This is a genomic window from Shewanella sp. ISTPL2, assembly GCF_013283205.1.
Classification (GTDB): Bacteria; Pseudomonadota; Gammaproteobacteria; order Enterobacterales; family Shewanellaceae; genus Shewanella; species Shewanella oncorhynchi.
In genome coordinates this window covers 2,864,006-2,882,783 of sequence record NZ_JAAPAV010000001.1, presented here as the reverse complement: position 1 = coordinate 2,882,783, position 18,778 = coordinate 2,864,006, and the positions used below count along the sequence as shown (strand labels likewise).

At 46.5% G+C, this 18,778-nt stretch carries 16 protein-coding genes; all 16 read right to left on the bottom strand.

Annotated elements, in window-relative coordinates; translation table 11 throughout:
• Window positions 1–7: 7 nt before the first annotated feature.
• On the bottom strand, window positions 8–3,481 hold the full coding sequence (gene dnaE / locus HUB64_RS12610; protein ID WP_173497103.1) for a DNA polymerase III subunit alpha: 3,474 nt from the start codon (window positions 3,479–3,481) through the stop codon (window positions 8–10).
• Window positions 3,482–3,644: 163 nt separating this feature from the next.
• Window positions 3,645–4,277 (bottom strand): ribonuclease HII, encoded by a 633-nt coding sequence (gene rnhB, locus HUB64_RS12605; RefSeq protein WP_173245837.1) that lies wholly within the window; start codon window positions 4,275–4,277, stop codon window positions 3,645–3,647.
• Window positions 4,277–5,455 (bottom strand): lipid-A-disaccharide synthase, encoded by a 1,179-nt coding sequence (gene lpxB / locus HUB64_RS12600; protein ID WP_168823178.1) that lies wholly within the window; start codon window positions 5,453–5,455, stop codon window positions 4,277–4,279. Before lpxB ends, rnhB begins: the two co-directional genes overlap by 1 nt.
• A 241-nt stretch (window positions 5,456–5,696) precedes the next feature.
• Window positions 5,697–6,467, bottom strand: coding sequence for an acyl-ACP--UDP-N-acetylglucosamine O-acyltransferase (gene lpxA / locus HUB64_RS12595; RefSeq protein WP_173245840.1), 771 nt, complete (start codon window positions 6,465–6,467; stop codon window positions 5,697–5,699).
• On the bottom strand, window positions 6,464–6,928 hold the full coding sequence (fabZ, locus tag HUB64_RS12590; RefSeq protein WP_173497102.1) for a 3-hydroxyacyl-ACP dehydratase FabZ: 465 nt from the start codon (window positions 6,926–6,928) through the stop codon (window positions 6,464–6,466). Before fabZ ends, lpxA begins: the two co-directional genes overlap by 4 nt.
• Window positions 6,929–6,959: 31 nt before the next feature.
• Window positions 6,960–7,985, bottom strand: a complete 1,026-nt coding sequence (gene lpxD, locus HUB64_RS12585; protein WP_105249717.1) for a UDP-3-O-(3-hydroxymyristoyl)glucosamine N-acyltransferase — start codon at window positions 7,983–7,985, stop codon at window positions 6,960–6,962.
• A 3-nt stretch (window positions 7,986–7,988) separates the two neighbouring features.
• Window positions 7,989–8,486 carry an OmpH family outer membrane protein gene (locus tag HUB64_RS12580; protein WP_028760600.1) on the bottom strand — a complete coding sequence of 166 codons (498 nt, stop codon included), beginning with the start codon at window positions 8,484–8,486 and terminating at the stop codon, window positions 7,989–7,991.
• Window positions 8,487–8,550: 64 nt separating this feature from the next.
• Window positions 8,551–11,031, bottom strand: coding sequence for an outer membrane protein assembly factor BamA (gene bamA, locus HUB64_RS12575; RefSeq protein ID WP_028760601.1), 2,481 nt, complete (start codon window positions 11,029–11,031; stop codon window positions 8,551–8,553).
• A 31-nt stretch (window positions 11,032–11,062) separates the two neighbouring features.
• Window positions 11,063–12,433: a sigma E protease regulator RseP gene (gene rseP, locus HUB64_RS12570; protein WP_028760602.1), complete on the bottom strand. Its 1,371-nt coding sequence runs from the start codon at window positions 12,431–12,433 to the stop codon at window positions 11,063–11,065.
• A 39-nt stretch (window positions 12,434–12,472) separates the two neighbouring features.
• Window positions 12,473–13,663 (bottom strand): 1-deoxy-D-xylulose-5-phosphate reductoisomerase, encoded by a 1,191-nt coding sequence (gene ispC / locus HUB64_RS12565; protein ID WP_173497101.1) that lies wholly within the window; start codon window positions 13,661–13,663, stop codon window positions 12,473–12,475.
• Between the two features lie 4 nt (window positions 13,664–13,667).
• Window positions 13,668–14,525 (bottom strand): phosphatidate cytidylyltransferase, encoded by an 858-nt coding sequence (locus HUB64_RS12560; protein WP_105249720.1) that lies wholly within the window; start codon window positions 14,523–14,525, stop codon window positions 13,668–13,670.
• 20 nt (window positions 14,526–14,545) lie between these two features.
• The gene (locus HUB64_RS12555) at window positions 14,546–15,373 is read right to left on the bottom strand and encodes an isoprenyl transferase (RefSeq protein ID WP_028760605.1); all 828 of its coding nucleotides are present in this window, start codon (window positions 15,371–15,373) and stop codon (window positions 14,546–14,548) included.
• A gap of 81 nt (window positions 15,374–15,454) precedes the next feature.
• On the bottom strand, window positions 15,455–16,012 hold the full coding sequence (frr, locus tag HUB64_RS12550; RefSeq protein ID WP_012088724.1) for a ribosome recycling factor: 558 nt from the start codon (window positions 16,010–16,012) through the stop codon (window positions 15,455–15,457).
• A gap of 21 nt (window positions 16,013–16,033) precedes the next feature.
• Complete coding sequence (pyrH, locus tag HUB64_RS12545) at window positions 16,034–16,771, bottom strand: UMP kinase (protein ID WP_006080981.1); 738 nt, start codon at window positions 16,769–16,771, stop codon at window positions 16,034–16,036.
• Between the two features lie 68 nt (window positions 16,772–16,839).
• Window positions 16,840–17,691, bottom strand: a complete 852-nt coding sequence (gene tsf / locus HUB64_RS12540; RefSeq protein ID WP_028760606.1) for a translation elongation factor Ts — start codon at window positions 17,689–17,691, stop codon at window positions 16,840–16,842.
• Window positions 17,692–17,811: 120 nt separating this feature from the next.
• Window positions 17,812–18,540, bottom strand: coding sequence for a 30S ribosomal protein S2 (gene rpsB, locus HUB64_RS12535; protein WP_028760607.1), 729 nt, complete (start codon window positions 18,538–18,540; stop codon window positions 17,812–17,814).
• Window positions 18,541–18,778 lie beyond the last annotated feature (238 nt).

Below are 18,778 nucleotides of genomic sequence, written 5' to 3'. Positions count from 1 at the left end.
ACCAACATTAGAATAAAATTCTCACCTTGTTTGGCCCGAGGAGCGATTCGAGCGAGAGCATCAAGTCATCGGTCGGATTCACTCGCCAAGCATCGGCTAACCTAAACTGACCTTTGGCTTGAGCTTGAGTGTAATTGATCACCACAGGCACAGCGCCGTTACGCCACGGGCTTAGGGCTTGCTCGAAAGTGTCTAACGCCGATGGCGTTAACTCGCTGCCATCCATATCAATTTCCAGCGCTTTGGCAAAGTGGCTGCGCGCCTCACTGATATCTATAATGTTACGCGCCGTCATACGGTTGCCGCCGGCAAAATCATCGTAACTCACCTCACCTTCACAAATGAGGATGCGGTCTTTCTCCAGCAGATGATTAAACTTTTCAAAGGCTTCGGTAAACAACATGATTTCGAGACGTGCGCTCTTATCATCGAGCGTCAACAGGCCCATTTTCGAGCCGCGCTTGGTCAGCATCACTCGCGTTGCCACCACTAACCCCGCAGCCTTAGCAGTTTTACCGCGTTCGGTGGGATGCACATCTTTCAAACGACCGGACGTGTAATGCTTAAGCTCTTTTAAATATTGATTGATCGGATGACCGGTCAAATACAAGCCTAGGGTTTCGCGCTCGCCTTCGAGCCAAATTTTATCTGGCCATGGAGTACATTCGACAAACTGCTGCTTACTATCTTCGGGTTCACTGTTGAGCAAACCAAACATATCGTGTTGGCCAATCGCCTCGGCTTTGGCATGTTGATCGGCGGCACGAATCGCTTCTGGCAAGGTTGCCATCATAGACGCACGATGCGGCCCAAGAGTATCGAGTGCACCCGCGCAGATCAGCTTTTCAATCACGCGCTTATTGAGCTTTTTCAAATCGATACGGGCACAGAAATCGAATAAATCCACGAAGGGGCCATCTTTACGGGCCTCTAAAATCGATTCAACTGGACCTTCACCCACGCCTTTAATGGCGCCAATTCCATAAACAATGCGCAAATCATCATCAACGGTAAATTTGAACAAGCCTTTGTTCACATCCGGAGGAATGAGCGGTAATCCCATACGCTCGCATTCATCGACCAAGGTCACAATTTTATCTGTGTTATCCATATCGGCCGACATTACCGCCGCCATAAACTGCGAAGGATAATGGGTTTTTAGCCATAAGGTCTGATAAGACACAAGCGCATAGGCGGCTGAGTGAGATTTGTTAAAACCGTAGCCGGCGAACTTTTCCACTAAGTCGAAGATCTTCATCGACAAGTCGCCGTCGATGCCGTTATTGATTGCGCCCTCTTTAAAGATACTGCGCTGCTTGGCCATCTCTTCGGGTTTTTTCTTACCCATAGCACGGCGCAACATGTCGGCGCCGCCAAGGGTGTAACCCGATAACACCTGTGCAATCTGCATCACTTGCTCTTGATACAGAATAATGCCGTAGGTCGGCGATAGCAGTTCTTTTAGGGATTCATGCTGGTACTGAGAATCGGGATACGATACTTCCTCGCGCCCATGCTTACGCTCGATAAAGTTATCTACCATGCCCGATTGCAAAGGCCCAGGACGGAACAATGCCACCAGTGCGATCATGTCTTCAAAACAGTCGGGCTGCAGACGCTTAATCAAATCCTTCATACCGCGGGATTCCAACTGGAATACCGCCGTGGTTTCATATTTTTGCAACAAGCGGAAAGATGCAGCATCCGTTAACGGAATCGCTTCGATACGCACAGGTGGGCGACCGTTTTTGACCTCGACCTTGTTCACCATTTCCAGTGCCCAGTCAATGATTGTCAAAGTGCGTAAACCCAAAAAGTCGAATTTAACTAAACCTGCGGTTTCAACGTCGTTTTTATCGAATTGCGTTACTGGGTTTTTACCTTCAGCATCGCAATAGAGTGGCGCAAAATCGGTAATTTTTGTTGGTGCAATCACCACACCACCCGCGTGTTTACCCGCGTTACGCGTCACACCTTCGAGCTTGCGACACATGTCGATCAGATCTTTTACGTCTTCATCGGCATCATAGGATTCTTGCAGGGCTGGCTCGACCTCAAACGCTTTTGCCAGCGTCATCCCAGGTTCTGGTGGAATGAGTTTAGAAATTCGGTCAACGAAGCCATAGGGATGACCCAGCACACGGCCAACGTCTCGAATAACCGCTTTTGCCGCCATAGTTCCGAAGGTGATGATTTGCGATACCGCTTCGCGGCCGTACAATTCGGCCACATGGTCGATCACTTCATCACGTCTATCCATGCAAAAGTCGACGTCAAAGTCGGGCATAGAAACCCGCTCAGGGTTGAGGAATCGCTCGAACAGTAAGTCAAATTCTAATGGGTCTAAGTCGGTAATCTTAAGCGCATAGGCCACGAGTGAACCCGCGCCCGAGCCACGACCAGGCCCTACTGGAATACCGTTATCTTTACCCCATTGGATGAACTCCATTACGATCAAGAAGTAACCGGGGAACCCCATCTGGTTGATCACTTTAAGTTCAATGTCGAGGCGCTTATCGTATTCGCCGCGTTTCTCGGCGCGCACCTCAGGATCAGGGAACAAAAACTCGAGCCGCTCTTCAAGGCCCTTCTTCGAACAATCAACCAGAAAGTCTTCGATGGACATATCGCCCGTCGGGAAGTTAGGCAGGAAATATTCGTATAAACGGATCGTTACATTACAGCGTTTAGCGATTTCGACACTGTTCGCCAACGCCGCAGGAATGTCGGCGAATAGTTCACACATTTCCTCTTCGCTACGCAAATACTGCTGTTCACTGTATTTTTTAGGTCGACGAGGATCGGCAAGGGTAAAGCCATCGTGAATTGCCACCCGAATTTCATGGGCATCAAAATCTTCGGGTTTAAGAAACACCACCTGATTAGTGGCCACAACAGGGATGCCCTTCTCCTGCGCTAAGGCCACAGCCATATGCAGATAACGCTCTTCATCGGGGCGACCTGTGCGGATAAGTTCGAGGAAATAACGGTCAGTGAAATGGGTCTGATAAAAGTCGCATAAAGATTCGACTTGTGTGCCATTGCCCTTGAGCAGTGCCTTACCCAGATCGCCTTCTTTGGCGCCCGATAACAGCAAAATGCCTTCGTTATAAGTGAGTAACCACTCTTGGTCTATCACTACACGGCCGGCCACTTGGCCACGCAAATAGGCTTGACTGATGATTTGGGTCAGATTCTGATAACCGACATTGTTCATCGCAATGATGGTTAAGGCGCATAATTCACCGTCAAATCCAGGCACTTGCATCCAAAAATCGGCACCAATAATCGGCTTGATCCCCGCACCATGGCAACCACTGTAAAACTTCACCAAACCACAAAAGTTATTTTGGTCAGTCAAGGCGACAGCCGCCATTCCCTGCGCTTCCACCTGCGCCAAAATAGGCTTGACCTTGGCCACGCCATCGGTCATAGAGAAGTCACTGTGGACACGAAGATGCACAAAACGAGGATCGGACATAATTAGGATTATCTTTGAATAGCAGGTTAACAATAACTAGAAAGCAGACTAACAAAGTCACGCAGCCAGAGCCAGTGACTTTGCTGGATAACGGGAACTTATACCCAAACAACCTCAAGATACCTATTTCGGCTTGTTTGGGTCAAATGCTAAAAATCAGCGCTTACAGTCCCAGTAATGCCTTGACGGGTTTGAAACTTTTACGATATTGGTCAAATACCCCATGTTCGGCGATGGCCTCAAAATGCGCCTTAGTCGGATAGCCCTTATGCTTAGCAAAACCGTATTGCGGATAAGCAGCATCGAGCACATCCATCTCACGATCCCGCGTCACTTTGGCGATAATCGATGCGGCACTAATACTGGCAATTAAACCATCACCTTTAATGATACTGTGACTGGTAAGTGAGACGCCATTATGGGCAACAAATGCCGGACTGCGATTGCCATCGACTAACACCAACGCAGGCGCAATTTTAAGCCCTGCAACCGCGCGCTGCATTGCCAACATAGTGGCATGCAAGATATTAAGCGTATCGATTTCAACAGGACTTGCGCGGCCCACGTGATAACACAGGGCTTTTTCACAAATCTCATCAAACAAAGCTTCGCGGCGCTTCTCACTGAGTTTCTTGGAATCATTCAGACCACTGATGGGCTTGTTTGGATCTAAAATCACAGCCGCAGTCACTACATCGCCGACTAATGGCCCACGGCCGACTTCATCCACACCAGCAATTAATCCCGTCGAAAAGGCCAGCAAATCGGCGTCGGTTAAACTTTTAAAAGTTGCCACTAGTTAGCCTCCAGTGATTTAGCATGACTTGGTTTAGGCTCAACCAGTGCCATTACCGCTTCAGCGGCTTTTAAGCTCGCATCACGGCGTAACACTTGGTGCAGGGCATCAAACTCAGCTTTGAGCGGCGTAAAATCTCGATTTAACTCGACTGTGACCGCCGCAGCTATTTTCTCTGGCGTGCAATCTTCTTGAATGAGCTCAGGGACGAGATCTTTTCCAGCCAGTAGATTCGGTAAAGAAAAACGCTCGACCTGCATCATGCGCTTAGCAATCCAATAGGTCATAGGGCTAACACGATAAGCCACCACCATTGGACGCTTGACCAACATGGCTTCTAACGTCGCGGTGCCAGATGCTAATAAAATGCCATCGGCAGCCGCCATGACTTCGCGCGACTGACCTTCGACCATATGAATTTCGAGATCCGGTGCAAAATCCTTCAGCGCTTGCTCAAATTGCTCACGGCGTTTTTGATTGACCAGTGGCGTCACAAAACGTATATCAGGGAAGTTCTGTTTAATCAGTAAAGCCGCCTTTACGAAAGGCTCGGCCAATTGCTTTAACTCGCCACCACGGGATCCCGGTAGAATCGCTAAATATTCTGCATCGGCATCGAGTTCAAGTAACTGGCGCGCCGCCGCTTTATCGCTTCGCAACGGAATATCATCCGCTAAGGTATGACCCACAAAGGTACAAGGTACTTGATGCTTGTCATAAAAAGCTTTCTCAAATGGCAATAGCGACAACACCATATGGGTCGCCTTCGCGATTTTGAATATACGTTTTGGGCGCCATGCCCACACGGATGGGCTCACATAATGGACGGTTTTAATACCGCGCGCTTTGAGTTTAAGCTCGAGGCCTATATTAAAATCCGGTGCATCTATGCCAATAAAACAATCGGGCTTAAGCGCGGTGATCTCTCTAATCAAGGATGACCGCACTTTTAATAAGCGAGGTAGACGGGATAACACTTCAACGATTCCCATCACTGCGAGTTCTTCCATCGCAAACAGGGATTTGAAGCCTAGGGCTTCCATGCGGGGTCCACCGATACCGACAAAGCGCGCATCGGGATGGGTCTTTTGCAGCGCAGCCATTAAACCTGCACCTAAAATATCGCCTGAGAGTTCTCCGGCAACCATGGCAAACACTAATGGAGTTTTATTGCTCATAAACCAATCACGTCTCATGAATTAATGGCATTGGATGAAGAGGTAAACCGCACCTAAAATGCATCGTTCCAAGCCTACACTTATGTTAAGTTAATGATTCAATTAATGACTAAGCACATTTATGGTCGAATGCATTGATGAATAAACGCATTTTTAACGACTACGTCTACCACAAAAAAGGCTTAAACCAATAATACAAAAGGGCATAAAAATGCCCTTTTGTTGTCATGTGGTCATCAAGTTAGCGAATAATGCCGCGACTCGATGACTTTACAAACTCAAGCAGTAATTTGACTTGCTCATCGTTCTGCGCATCTTCAGCTAATGCTTCAATCGCTTCTTCTACCGTTAAACTGCTACGGTATAAGGTTTTATAAGCACGACGCACGGCTAACTGGCTTTCTTTAGAAAAACCGCGACGCTTCATACCTTCGCTGTTTAAGCCACGAGGCACTGTCGGTTGACCCGCTGCCATCACAAAGGGAGGCACATCCTGCAGTACTAAAGAACAACCAGCAGTAAATGCATGGGCACCAATATGCACAAACTGATGCACACCTGTCATACCGCCTAAAATCGCCCAGTCACCGACGTGCACGTGACCTGCAATAGATGCGTTATTCGCCATGATGACATTATCGCCGACCACACAGTCATGGGCGATATGCACATAGTTCATCAACAGGTTATTCGACCCAATACGGGTTTCACTGTTATCTTGAACTGTACCGCGGTGAATGGTCACATTTTCACGGATCACATTATTGTCACCAATGATCAGTCGTGTCGGCTCGCCAGCGTACTTTTTGTCTTGGCATTCTTCACCAACGGAGGCGAATTGAAAAATACGATTCCCTTTGCCGATAATCGTTGGGCCTTTGACCACCACATGGGAACTCAACCAACAATCATCACCAATTTCGACGCCCGCACCGATATAGGTCCAAGGGCCAATAGTGACGTTATTGCCAATTTTTGCATCGGGATGCACAAACGCTAATGTATCTATCACTGACTAATCTCTCTGCGGGCACACATGATTTCAGCGGAACAAACCACTTCACCATCCACTTTGGCCTCACCGTAGAAAACGCCAATCCCGCGGCGCTCTTTAATCATTTTGACATCAAAATGAATTTGATCTCCTGGCTCAACCACACGTCTAAAACGCGCATTATCGATACCAGCAAAGTAATACAACACACCTAGTGGTGGTACATCACTACTCATCGTTTTAAAGGCTAACAGGCCAGTTGCCTGCGCCATCGCTTCTAAAATAAGCACACCTGGCATCACAGGTTGTATCGGGAAATGTCCCTGAAAAAATGGCTCATTTATTGAAACGTTTTTGATCGCCTGCAGACTAACACCAGGAGTGTAATCAAGCACACGATCGATCAATAGGAATGGATATCTATGGGGTAGATATTTAAGTATTTCTTTAATATCCATAGTGTTCATTTGATTAGACACGAACCGAGTTCCTCAAATTGCCTTGGGGCAATTAATCTGGTGTTTTTAAATTTTTTTCCAACGTTTTAACACGCTGGAACAGTTCATCTAACTGACGGAAACGAACTGTATTTTTACGCCAAAGTTTATTGTCCATTGCCACGGTGGCAGAAGAGTATAAGCCAGGCTCACGCATATTAGTGGTGATATTGGTAGCACCAGACACATGCACACCATCGGCTATGCTCAAATGACCTGCGATGGCACAGCTACCACCAATAATACAATATTTACCAATAGTGACACTGCCAGCAACAGTAGTACTGCCTGCAATAGCAGTATTTTCGCCGATTATATCGTTATGGGCAATTTGCACTTGGTTATCAATAATCACACCGTCGTGGATCTCTGTATGGCCTAATGCCCCACGATCTACCGTTGAATTAGCACCAATCTCAACCCGATCGCCAATACGCACGCCACCTGTCTGCGGAATTTTAATCCACTGACCACGTTCGTTAGCATAACCAAAACCATCTGAGCCTAATACGGCACCCGAATGGATAATACAATCCTGCCCTAAATGCACATCGTGATAGACGGTGACATTAGCCCACAAACGTGTTTTTGAGCCAATAACCACATCTTGTCCCAGCACAACACCGGCACCAATCTGCACATTTTCACCTAAAATGACGTTCGCACCAATCACAGCATTCGCGCCAATAGCGACACCTTCCCCTAAATGGGCTGAAGGATCAATTTGAGCCGAAGGATGGATGCCCACCGCCGCTTTGGGTGTCGTGTCCAAATACTGAGCAACACGGGCAAAACCGACATATGGATCTTTTACAATTAACGCAGTACCTTGATAATCCTGCGCATCTTTAGCTGACAATAACACCGCACTCGCTTGAGTTGCCTCAAGCTGAGAGCGGTATTTACTGTTGGCTAAAAAAGAGATCTGACCCGCCTTGGCATTTTCTAAGGTCGCCACACTATTAATAATTAGCGTTTCGTCGCCTTGGATATCACCGTCTAATAACAGGCATAGCTCTTTTAAAGTCACACTATTCATCTATTACTTGCCTTTGCTTAAGGCTTCAACCACTTTGCCACTGATGTCAGCGTTAGGCTTAACATAAATGACAGCACCACGTTGTAATACCAAATCATATTGGTCTTTTTCAGCGATAGTGTTGATGGCTTTTTGCACTTTAACTAACAGTTTATTTTGCTCTTCACCTTGGCGACGACGTAGGTCTTCATCCAATGCTTTGCCTTTTAACTGATATTCAGATTTTAGCGATTCCATTTTACGAACCAGCTCAGTTTTTTGTGCATCGTTCATTAACGCACCGTCACGTTGCTGCTTCTCCATCAGAGAACGCATTTCTTCTTGCATTTTTTGGACATCAGCTACGCGATCACCAAACTCTTTCTTCAGAGATTGGGAGATCTGTTCACGTTGTGGGAGCTGTTCAAACACAGCGCCCATATCCACTACGGCAATTTTCTCAGCATGTGCCACTAACGGCGCGCCTAACAAAACTAACGTCATCAGCGCGCAATTTACCATCTTGTTCAAAATAAACTCCTTGTTACCTTGTTATTGTCAGCAAAACTTGCCGAGTGTATGCCTTTTAAAAAGTTTTGCCAATATTGAAAGAGAAGATCTCCGTTTGGTCACCTTCATATTCTTTAAGCGGCCACGCCAAGCTGAACACCATAGGTCCCATAGGTGATAACCATTGCACACTCAAGCCCCAAGAGGCGCGCAGGCGAGCTGGATCACTATAGTCTTGTAACTTAGCAAACTCGTCCGCCGGAAGTGTTTGATATGACTCGTAATCAAACTCAGTATCCCAGACGTTACCCGCATCGACGAAGAAGCTAGTACGAACTGAGTTAGTGTAAGCCTCATCCAAAAATGGGGTTGGTACAATCAACTCCATACTTGCCGTTGCAAGGGCATTACCACCGATAGAGCGGCCAGAACTGACTTGGATACTATTAGGATCGCCAGGCAAGCTACAGCCATCGCCCGATGGATCCGGTGCACACGGTTCACTACCTCGATAGAGATAGAATGAACGAGGGCCTACAGAGTTAGACTTAAAGCCACGTAGCGAGCTACTACCACCTGAGTAATAGTTTTCCCAGAAAGGCAGAATTTGGTCATTATCATTAAATTGACCATAACCGTTACCATAACCTAATCGACCACGGGCCAAGAGCACAACGCTCTGACTGCGGTTAACAGGGAAATAATAGTTAGTGTCAAAGTCTGTCTTAAAATACTGTAAATCAGACCCTGGCGAAGTCATTTTGCCGTTCAGACGCTGAGAAGAGCCATCTGTTGGGAAAGTGCCACGGTTCAAGGTGCTACGATACCAGCCCAGGCTGAGTTCGAAGTTATCGAAACTTAAGTCCGCGTTTGGATCGTCATCACGATAGATGTTATAGAAACGCAGTGCCTGCTCATAAGCTGAGATCTCAGAAATCGTGTTGTGACGATAGCCAATACCACCATTGATACGGTTGTATTCGTTAATCGGGAAACCCGAGTTAAGCGCCACACCATACGAACTGTTTTTATAGCGTTCTAAGTTAGCTTCATTGGCGTCAAACTCACTCCAATAAACGCTCCCGCCTAAACTCACACCGTCTTTTGTCCAGTACGGATCGGTATAGGATAAGTTAACGTTTTTAGAGTACTTGTTGGTGCTCAAGCTGATACCCGCTTGGTTACCTGTGCCTAAGAAGTTGTTTTGTTGTACACCAAACTGCAAACTCAGACCTGATTCAGTACCATAACCGACACCCGCGTTGAATGAGCCCGACGGCTGCTCTTTCACTTTAACCGCAACATCGACTAAATCATCGGTACCTGGCACTTGAATGGTTTCAGTGTCAACGGTTTCGAAGAAACCCAAACGGTTAAGACGCGCTTTAGATTGCTCAACTTGCGCTGAGTTTAACCAAGCCCCTTCCATCTGACGCAGCTCACGGCGCATCACTTCATCTTTAGTCACTGTGTTACCAGTGAAGTTAATCGCCCGTACGTAAACACGTTTACCCGGTTTAACATTGATGTTTAAGGTGACTTCTTTAGTCTTATCATCAATTTCAGGGTAGGTTTTCACTTCAGGGTAAGCATAACCGAAGCGGCCTAAATATTTGCTGTACATTTCTTCGGTGAAAGTCACATCACCGCCGTTGTACATATCACCTGCTTTGATTGGCAGAATTGATTTCATCAACTCTTCACGGCCCATCAAATCACCCGTCAGGTTTACTTCTTTAACTTTATACTTCTCACCTTCATCTACGTTGATGGTGATATATAAACCTTTACGGTCAGGCGTCATGGCCACTTGAGTCGAGGTGACTTCGAAGCGGATATAACCTTTATTGTGATAATAGGTTTTGATGGTCTCGAGATCGGCCTGCAGTTTTTGCTTCTGATAACGACGCTCACCAAACAGATCCCACCAAGCCACATAATCTTTAAGTTCCAACATGCCAATCAACTCAGCATCGGTGAACTCATGATTACCGACCACGTTAATTTGGCGGATTTCGGCCGCTAAACCTTCGGTAAACTTAAATTTCAGCTCAACCCGATTACGGGGTAAGTTAATCACTTGGGCTTCCACTTTCGCGCCGTATTTACCCACGCCGTAGTAGAAATCCTGCAGACCCTTTTCAATACCGGTCAACATAGTGCGATCGAGGGACTCACCGACTTTAACGCCAGAACCGTCCAGACTTTCCTGTAACTGTTCGTCTTTAATGTCTTTGTTGCCATCGAATGTCACGGCACTAATAGTCGGACGCTCAGTGACTTTCACCACTAATACGCCGCCATCTCGGCTCACGGAGACATTTTCAAAGTTAGTCGATGCATACAAGCTTTTAATCGCTTGCTGGATTCTTAACTGATCAACAGTGTCACCTACTTTTACTGGTAAGCTTAACAAGGCAGCACCGAGTGCAACTCGTTGCAAACCTTCAACTTGGATGTCGGTCACTTCAAACGGTTGGAAAGTATCAGCCAACACAGTCCCTGAAAACGACGCACCGACGAATAACATCGAGGCAAAAAGTTTATTCAATCTCATAGAGCACTTCTAATTATTAGTCTGTCCTTGCTCAGAGTCGGGCAAAATCATTGAAAAGCGCAACGCTCATCAACATCAGCAGTATTGCTGCCCCAAATCTGAATCCTATTTCCTGCACCTTTTCAGGTACAGGTTTACCAGTTATTACTTCAATAAAGTAATACAGCAGGTGTCCCCCATCGAGCACAGGTAAAGGCAGCAAGTTAATGATGCCTAAATTGACGCTGATGAGCGCGAGGAACCCGAGAAAATAGACCAAGCCATAGTTTGCACTACTGCCCGCACCCTGTGCGATCGAAATGGGTCCACTCAGGTTTTTCACCGACACATCGCCGGTAAATAATTTGCCAATCATCTTAAAGCTCACAGCAACAAGTTGCCATGTTTTATCTGCTGCTATGCCGAAAGAATCGATTGGTCCATATTCAAGTTGTAAACGCATATTGTCTGGCCATTGTGCTTGGGTCGGGCTCACCCCGAGCATACCTATCTCTTGGCCATCGGCATTTTTACTGCTTAAGGGTGTCACTGCCACATTAAACTGTTCGCCATTGCGACGCACAGTTAAACTCACAGGCACATTGGCAGAATGTTGAATAATGTCAACAAAAGCCTGCCAATCGGTATAATTTTTACCATTTATTGCGACTAAGGTGTCACCGACTTTTAGCTCACTATTCGCAGCGGCACTGTCAGGACTAATCGCAGCAATGGTGGGGACGATTTCGGGACGATAAATCCCTAACCCTAATGCCGTAATCGGGGATTCTTTTTCAGGATCAAAACGCCAATTACGCGTATCTAAGGTATAAGACCGCGCACTAGAGTCTAAACCTTGCAAACCATTCAATGGCGTTAGCGATACACTCAGACTTTCATCACCTATGTGGCCGACTAAAGCTAAATTCACTTCTTCCCAGTTACGCACAGCCTGACCGGAAATGGCCGTTATTTGCATTGGCTCTGTGATTTGAATTTGCGCAGCAGCAGTCCCGGGGGTCGTCGAGGTGATCACAGGCTTAAGTGATGGCACACCAATCAGATACATAAAATACAGAGCAACGATGGCAAAAATAAAGTTAGCAATTGGACCTGCGGCCACAATCGCAATACGTTGCCATACGGTTTTACGATTGAACGCTTGATCTTTTAATTCATCGGGAACGTCTTCAACACGCTCATCGAGCATTTTGACATAGCCGCCAAGGGGGATCATGGCTAACACATATTCAGTGCCGTCTTTACCAACACGGCGCCAAATAGCCTTACCAAAACCAATGGAGAAACGTTCGACTTTCACGCCACAACGTCGCGCGATATAGAAATGGCCGTATTCGTGGGCAGTAATTAACAGACCCAGTGCAACGATGAAAGAACCTAAGTTCCATAAAAAATCTAACATCCCACTCCTTACGTTATAAATTTAATCACTCAGCTATTGCTAAGCGATGCTTGCTAATGTCTCACACGCATAGACGCGGGTTTGCGCATCTAAGGCTAAAATATCTTCTATGCTGCCCATAGGACGTTTAGGCACAGTGACTAAACAAGCCTCATTCACTTTTGCAATTTGCGTAAAACCAATTTGCCCCTGCAAGAATGCTTCAACAGCGACCTCATTGGCAGCATTTAATACGGTTGTTGCCTCTTGGCCTTGGGCACACGCCTCCATAGCCAAAGCCAAACAAGGGAAACGTTCAAAATCAGGTTCATAAAAGCTTAACTGTCCGACTTTGAAAAAATCTAAAGGTTCAACGCCCGAATGAATTCTTTGCGGATAAGCCATGCAATGGGCAATCGGTGTGCGCATATCTGGGTTACCCATTTGGGCGATAACCGAACCATCACGGTACTGCACCATAGAGTGGATCACGCTTTGCGGATGAATAACCACTTTAAGTTGCTCAGCCTGAGTATTAAACAACCACCGCGCCTCAATGAACTCTAAACCCTTATTCATCATAGTGGCGGAGTCAACAGAGATTTTAGGTCCCATGGACCAATTAGGGTGTTTACAGGCTTGGGCAGGCGTCATGGCCGCAAGTGTCGCAAGATCCGACCGCAGGAAAGGCCCGCCAGAACCGGTTAACAAAATATGGGATATACCCGACGCAGCTAAATCGCAACGGCCGAGGTTAGCTTGCACTTCTAGGGGTAAACATTGAAAGATAGCATTATGCTCACTGTCCACGGGCAAGAGCACAGCACCAGAGCGCTTAGTCGCCTCAATAAACAACTCACCCGACATGACTAAAGCTTCTTTATTGGCCAGTAATACTCGCTTTCCCGCCTTCACGGCTTCAAGGGTTGGTACTAGCCCTGCCGCCCCGACAATCGCTGCCATTACAGTATCCACATCGGCAGCCGTCACTAAACCGAGTAAATCGTTCATGCCAGTAGTGACTTGGATATTGAGCGCAGCGGGTAAAACGGCGCGTAACTGTTTCGCAGCCTCTTCATCCACCATATGCGCAACTTTCGGTTTATGGGCTACACACAAAGCCAGCATCTTATCAACGCTCGCATTGGCAACCAATCCGTAGATGCTATAAGCCAATGGATTAGCCGAAATCACGCTTAAGGTACTAGCACCAATTGAACCGGTAGCACCCAAAATCACCATATTTTGCATAGCGTTACATCCAGAATGCAATGTAGATCAGGGTAAACACCGGCAAGGCTGCAGTCAGGCTGTCGATGCGGTCGAGCACGCCGCCGTGACCGGGCAAAATAGTGCCAGAATCTTTAATACAGGCCGCACGCTTAAACATACTCTCAGATAAATCGCCCAGCGCTGACACTAAAGCAACAAATAAGGTCACTGCCACAACTAAACCCAGTTCTTGCTCTGGCGAATAATACATAACACCTGCAACCACGAGCATAGTCGTCACTAAACCACCAACTAGGCCTTCCAAGGTTTTAGCAGGGCTCACTGCAGGCATCAGTTTCGTTTTACCTATCGCTTTACCGACGAAGTAAGCCCCAGAATCTGCGGCCCACACAATCAACATCACTAACAGTACTAATACTGGGCCGTAATAGGGTGAAGTTTGTGAGCTAATGGATTTGAGCGCGATAAGAGCAACAAAGCAAGGCACTAAGGTTAACTGTCCAAACATGGACTTAAACATAGGATTCTTTTGCCAGAACTTAGCGCTTTTAGGATAAGTTACCACTAATAATAGTGATGCTAACCACCAGAATGCACCAATATAGAGAATGGCCAAATAGATAGGATGTAACTGGTGGCTTAACCAAACTGCATCAATTGGCACAATCAGATTAATTGCCACCAATAGAATGCCGACTGTGAAGGTAAAGCTCCACTGAGTGACATCACACTGATTATCGATAATTCTTCCCCATTCCTTTGCTGCAATAAGGAAGACGGCAACTAAGGCCCAGGCGAAGTAGCTGGCAGGGAGCAAAAATATCGCCCCCAAAACTAATGGAACTAACCAAGTTGCTGTTATTATTCGTTGTTTTAGCAAAAAAAATCCCTCATGAGGTTTTACAATGCACGCATCTCATCAATCTGACTTCCAGTCAGACCAAAACGGCGCTGGCGACTTGCAAAAATGGCTATCGCTTCATGAAAAGCCTGTTCATCGAAATCAGGCCAAAGGGTGTCGGTAAACACCAATTCTGCATAGGCCGCCTGCCACAGCACAAAATTGCTGATGCGACAGTCCCCGCCCGTGCGGATCATTAAATCAACTTCACTCTGATTTTGCATGCACAAATGTGCACTTAAGGCTTCTTCGGTGAACTGACTGCTGGTCATTTCGCCAGTTTCGACCTTTTCCGCTAATTTTTGTGCTGCTTGAAGTATGTCCCAACGGCCACCATAGTTAGCCGCAACATTCAGAACCAAGCCAGTATTGCGAGATGTCTTCTCTTGAGCAGCAGCAATTTGCTTCTGTAATCGCGCCGAAAAGCGGCTGATATCGCCAATAATGTTGAGCTTAACCTGATTCTTATCCAGCAATTTAATTTCGCGCTGTAATACGGTAAAAAACAACTCCATCAGCAAGCTGACTTCTTTATCGGGTCTACGCCAATTCTCGCTAGAAAATGCAAATAAGGTTAGCGATTCAATGCCTAATTGGCTTGCCGTGCTTACGGCTCTTCTAACGGCCTTAACACCAGCCTTATGTCCCATCACTCGTGGTTTACCTTGGGTTTGTGCCCAACGCCCATTGCCATCCATGATAATAGCAACATGCTTAGGTAACGACTGTTTCACGAGTTCGGGCAATTGTCCCGGCAAGGTCGTTTGAGTGTATAAATCACTCTCACTCGTCCTAGGGTGCGGATCAAGTTCCACTGTGGATGACATCTAATACAGCCCTTTAAAATAGACAAACGCCGTGTAGTATACCCCTACACGGCGCATCAACTCTAGCTTATCGAACTGAGATTAGACTTCCATCAACTCAATTTCTTTGGCCGCTAAAATCTCATCGACCTTTTTAATGTGAGCATCGGTGAACTTTTGCACTTCTTCTTCACTGCGACGCACATCATCTTCAGTACAAGCTTTAGCTTTTTCAAGCTTTTTCACTTCAGAAATAGCATCACGACGCACGTTACGGATAGCAATACGACCGTTTTCAGCTTCGTTACGCACCACTTTGATGAAGTCTTTACGACGTTCTTCAGTCAGCGCGGGTAATGGAATACGTAATGTCGCGCCAGCTGACATAGGGTTCAGACCTAAATCAGAGCTCATAATAGCCTTTTCAACGGCTTGGATAGCACTACGGTCAAACACAGTCACAGACAGAGTGCGTGAATCTTCAACGCCCACGTTAGCCACTTGGTTTAGTGGCGTCATAGTGCCGTAGTAAGAGACTTGAATGGAATCCAGCAGGCTTGGGTGGGCACGACCGGTACGCACTTTTGCCATTTGGTTTTTAGTCGCGTCAACGCATTTACCCATACGCTCTTGCGCATCTTTCTTAATGTTCTCAATCACGTTAAATGTCCTTCTTGGTCATTAAATAACTTTTTTCGCTCTGATCAGCGTGCCTTCTTCTTCACCCATGATAACGCGGCGTAGAGCGCCAGGTTTATTCATGTTGAAGACTAAAATAGGCATGTCGTGATCACGCGCCATAGTAAAGGCGGCTAAGTCCATTACTTTTAATTCTTTTTCCAGAATTTCCGCATAAGTCACTTCATCATACTTAACGGCATCAGGGTTCTTCATTGGGTCTTCGGAGTATACACCGTCGACTTTAGTGCCTTTCAATACGACTTCAGCTTCGATTTCAATGCCGCGTAAACAGGCCGCAGAATCGGTCGTGCAGAAAGGATTACCTGTACCGGCAGCAAAAATAACCACTCGGCCAGATTTTAGCAAGCTGATCGCTTCAGCCCAATTGTAATCATCACACACACCCTTTAACGGGATAGCTGACATCAGACGAGCATTAACATAGGCACGGTGCAGGGCGTCTCGCATTGCCAAGCCGTTCATAACCGTTGCCAGCATACCCATGTGATCGCCCACCACACGGTTCATGCCTGCTTTTGCTAGGCCTTCACCGCGAAACAGATTACCACCACCAATAACCACACCCACCTGAATACCCAGCTCAACCAGCTCTTTCACTTCCTGAGCCATGCGATCTAATACTTTAGGGTCGATGCCGAAGCCTTCGTCGCCCATCAGTGCTTCGCCACTTAATTTAAGAAGAATGCGTCTAAATGCGGGTTTTGGATTGGTGCTCATAATTTTTATCCTGGTCATAACAAGACCGCAGCTATTGCCGCGGTCTTGGGGGTATTTAGCGTTGGCGATTAAGCCTTTTTAGAAGCAGCGATTTGAGCAGCAACTTCAGCCGCGAAATCTTCTTCTTTCTTCTCAATACCTTCACCCACTTCTAAACGAATGAAGTTAGTGACTTTAGCGCCTTTCTCTTTCAGAATTTCGCCAACAGTTTTCTTTGGTTCCATGATGTAAGCTTGACCAGTCAGAGAGATCTCACCGGTGAACTTCTTCATACGACCAAGAACCATCTTCTCAGCGATCTCTGCCGATTTGCCTTCGTTCATTGACATTTCGATTTGCAGAGCTTGTTCTCTTGCAACGATTTCTGCAGGAACATCTTCTGGGTTCACGTATTCAGGCTTAGAAGCAGCAACGTGCATTGCGATGTGCTTTAAGGTTTCTTCGTCAGCTTCACCGGCAACAACAACGCCAATGCGCTCACCGTGACGGTATGAAGATAAGTTTGCACCATCGATGTACTCAACACGACGAATGTTGATGTTTTCACCGATTTTAGTTACCAATGCAACGCGTGCATCTTCGAACTGTGCTTTTAAATCTTCAAGAGTCACTTTAGATGCAGCAGCGGCATCTAATACTGCGTTCGCGAATGCTAAGAAGTTTGAATCTTTAGCAACGAAGTCAGTTTGACAGTTAACTTCTAATAGCGCAGCGAAACCTTCGCCATTCTTGATCAAAATTGTACCGTCAGCAGCGATGTTACCCGCTTTTTTAGCAGCTTTAGCAGCGCCAGACTTACGCATGTTGTCAATTGCTAACTCCATGTCGCCGTTAGCTTCTGTCAGAGCGTTTTTACAATCCATCATGCCTGCGCCAGTACGGTCGCGCAGTTCTTTAACTTGGGCAGCAGTAATTGCCATTGTTAAATCCTCTATAAAAAATCGACTAATTTGCAGATATAAAACAGGGGCCGAATGGCCCCTGTTAACCAATCAAAAATCTTGGTTAATAAGGGTGATGATAATCATCCCGCCTTATTATTATTCGGCTTCTACGAAACCGTCTTGCTCAGCTTGAACAGCCAAATCTTGACCACGGCCAGCTTTTGCAGCAGCAGCAACAGAAGAAGTGTACAGGCGGATAGCACGCATAGCGTCGTCGTTACCAGGAACGATGTAGTTAACACCATCTGGCGCAGAGTTAGTATCAACAACTGCAACAACAGGGATACCCAGGTTGTTAGCTTCTTTAATAGCGATATGCTCATGGTCAGCACCAATGACGAATAATACGTCTGGCAGGCCGCCCATGTTTTTAATACCACCTAAAGATTTTTCCAGCTTTTCAAGCTCACGAGTACGCATCAGCGCTTCTTTCTTGGTCAGCTTGTCGAAAGTACCATCTACTGATTGGCTTTCCAGTTCTTTCAGACGTTTGATTGACTGACGAACGGTTTTCCAGTTTGTCAGCATACCGCCTAACCAGCGGTGATCAACATAGTACTGGTCACAAGACAGAGCAGCTTCTTTGATCGCTTCGCCAGCAGCACGTTTAGTACCAACGAATAATACTTTACCTTTCTTTGAAGCTACGTTGCTGATGAAAGCTAGCGCTTCATTGAACATTGGCACAGTATGCTCAAGGTTGATGATGTGAACACCGTTGCGAGCACCGAAAATGAATGGCTTCATTTTTGGGTTCCAGTAACGGGTTTGGTGACCGAAGTGGACACCGGCCTGAAGCATATCGCGCATTGAAACTGTAGTCATTTCTATTACCTTAAAATTTAGGGGGTTAGACCTCCACGTATCCCATGTCTTCGACCCCTTATATAACAACTGAGGGCACCCCGAAGAATGTGTCGACACGTGTGTGATTTAGTATTTAGACAAATAGCCATGTATAATGGCCGCCATCTTTAGTCTTGCAAGTATCAAAGCAGCGCAAAAGCTGGCTTGGACAATTCATCAAGACTTAAACATAACGGCGCGCTTTATACCATAAATA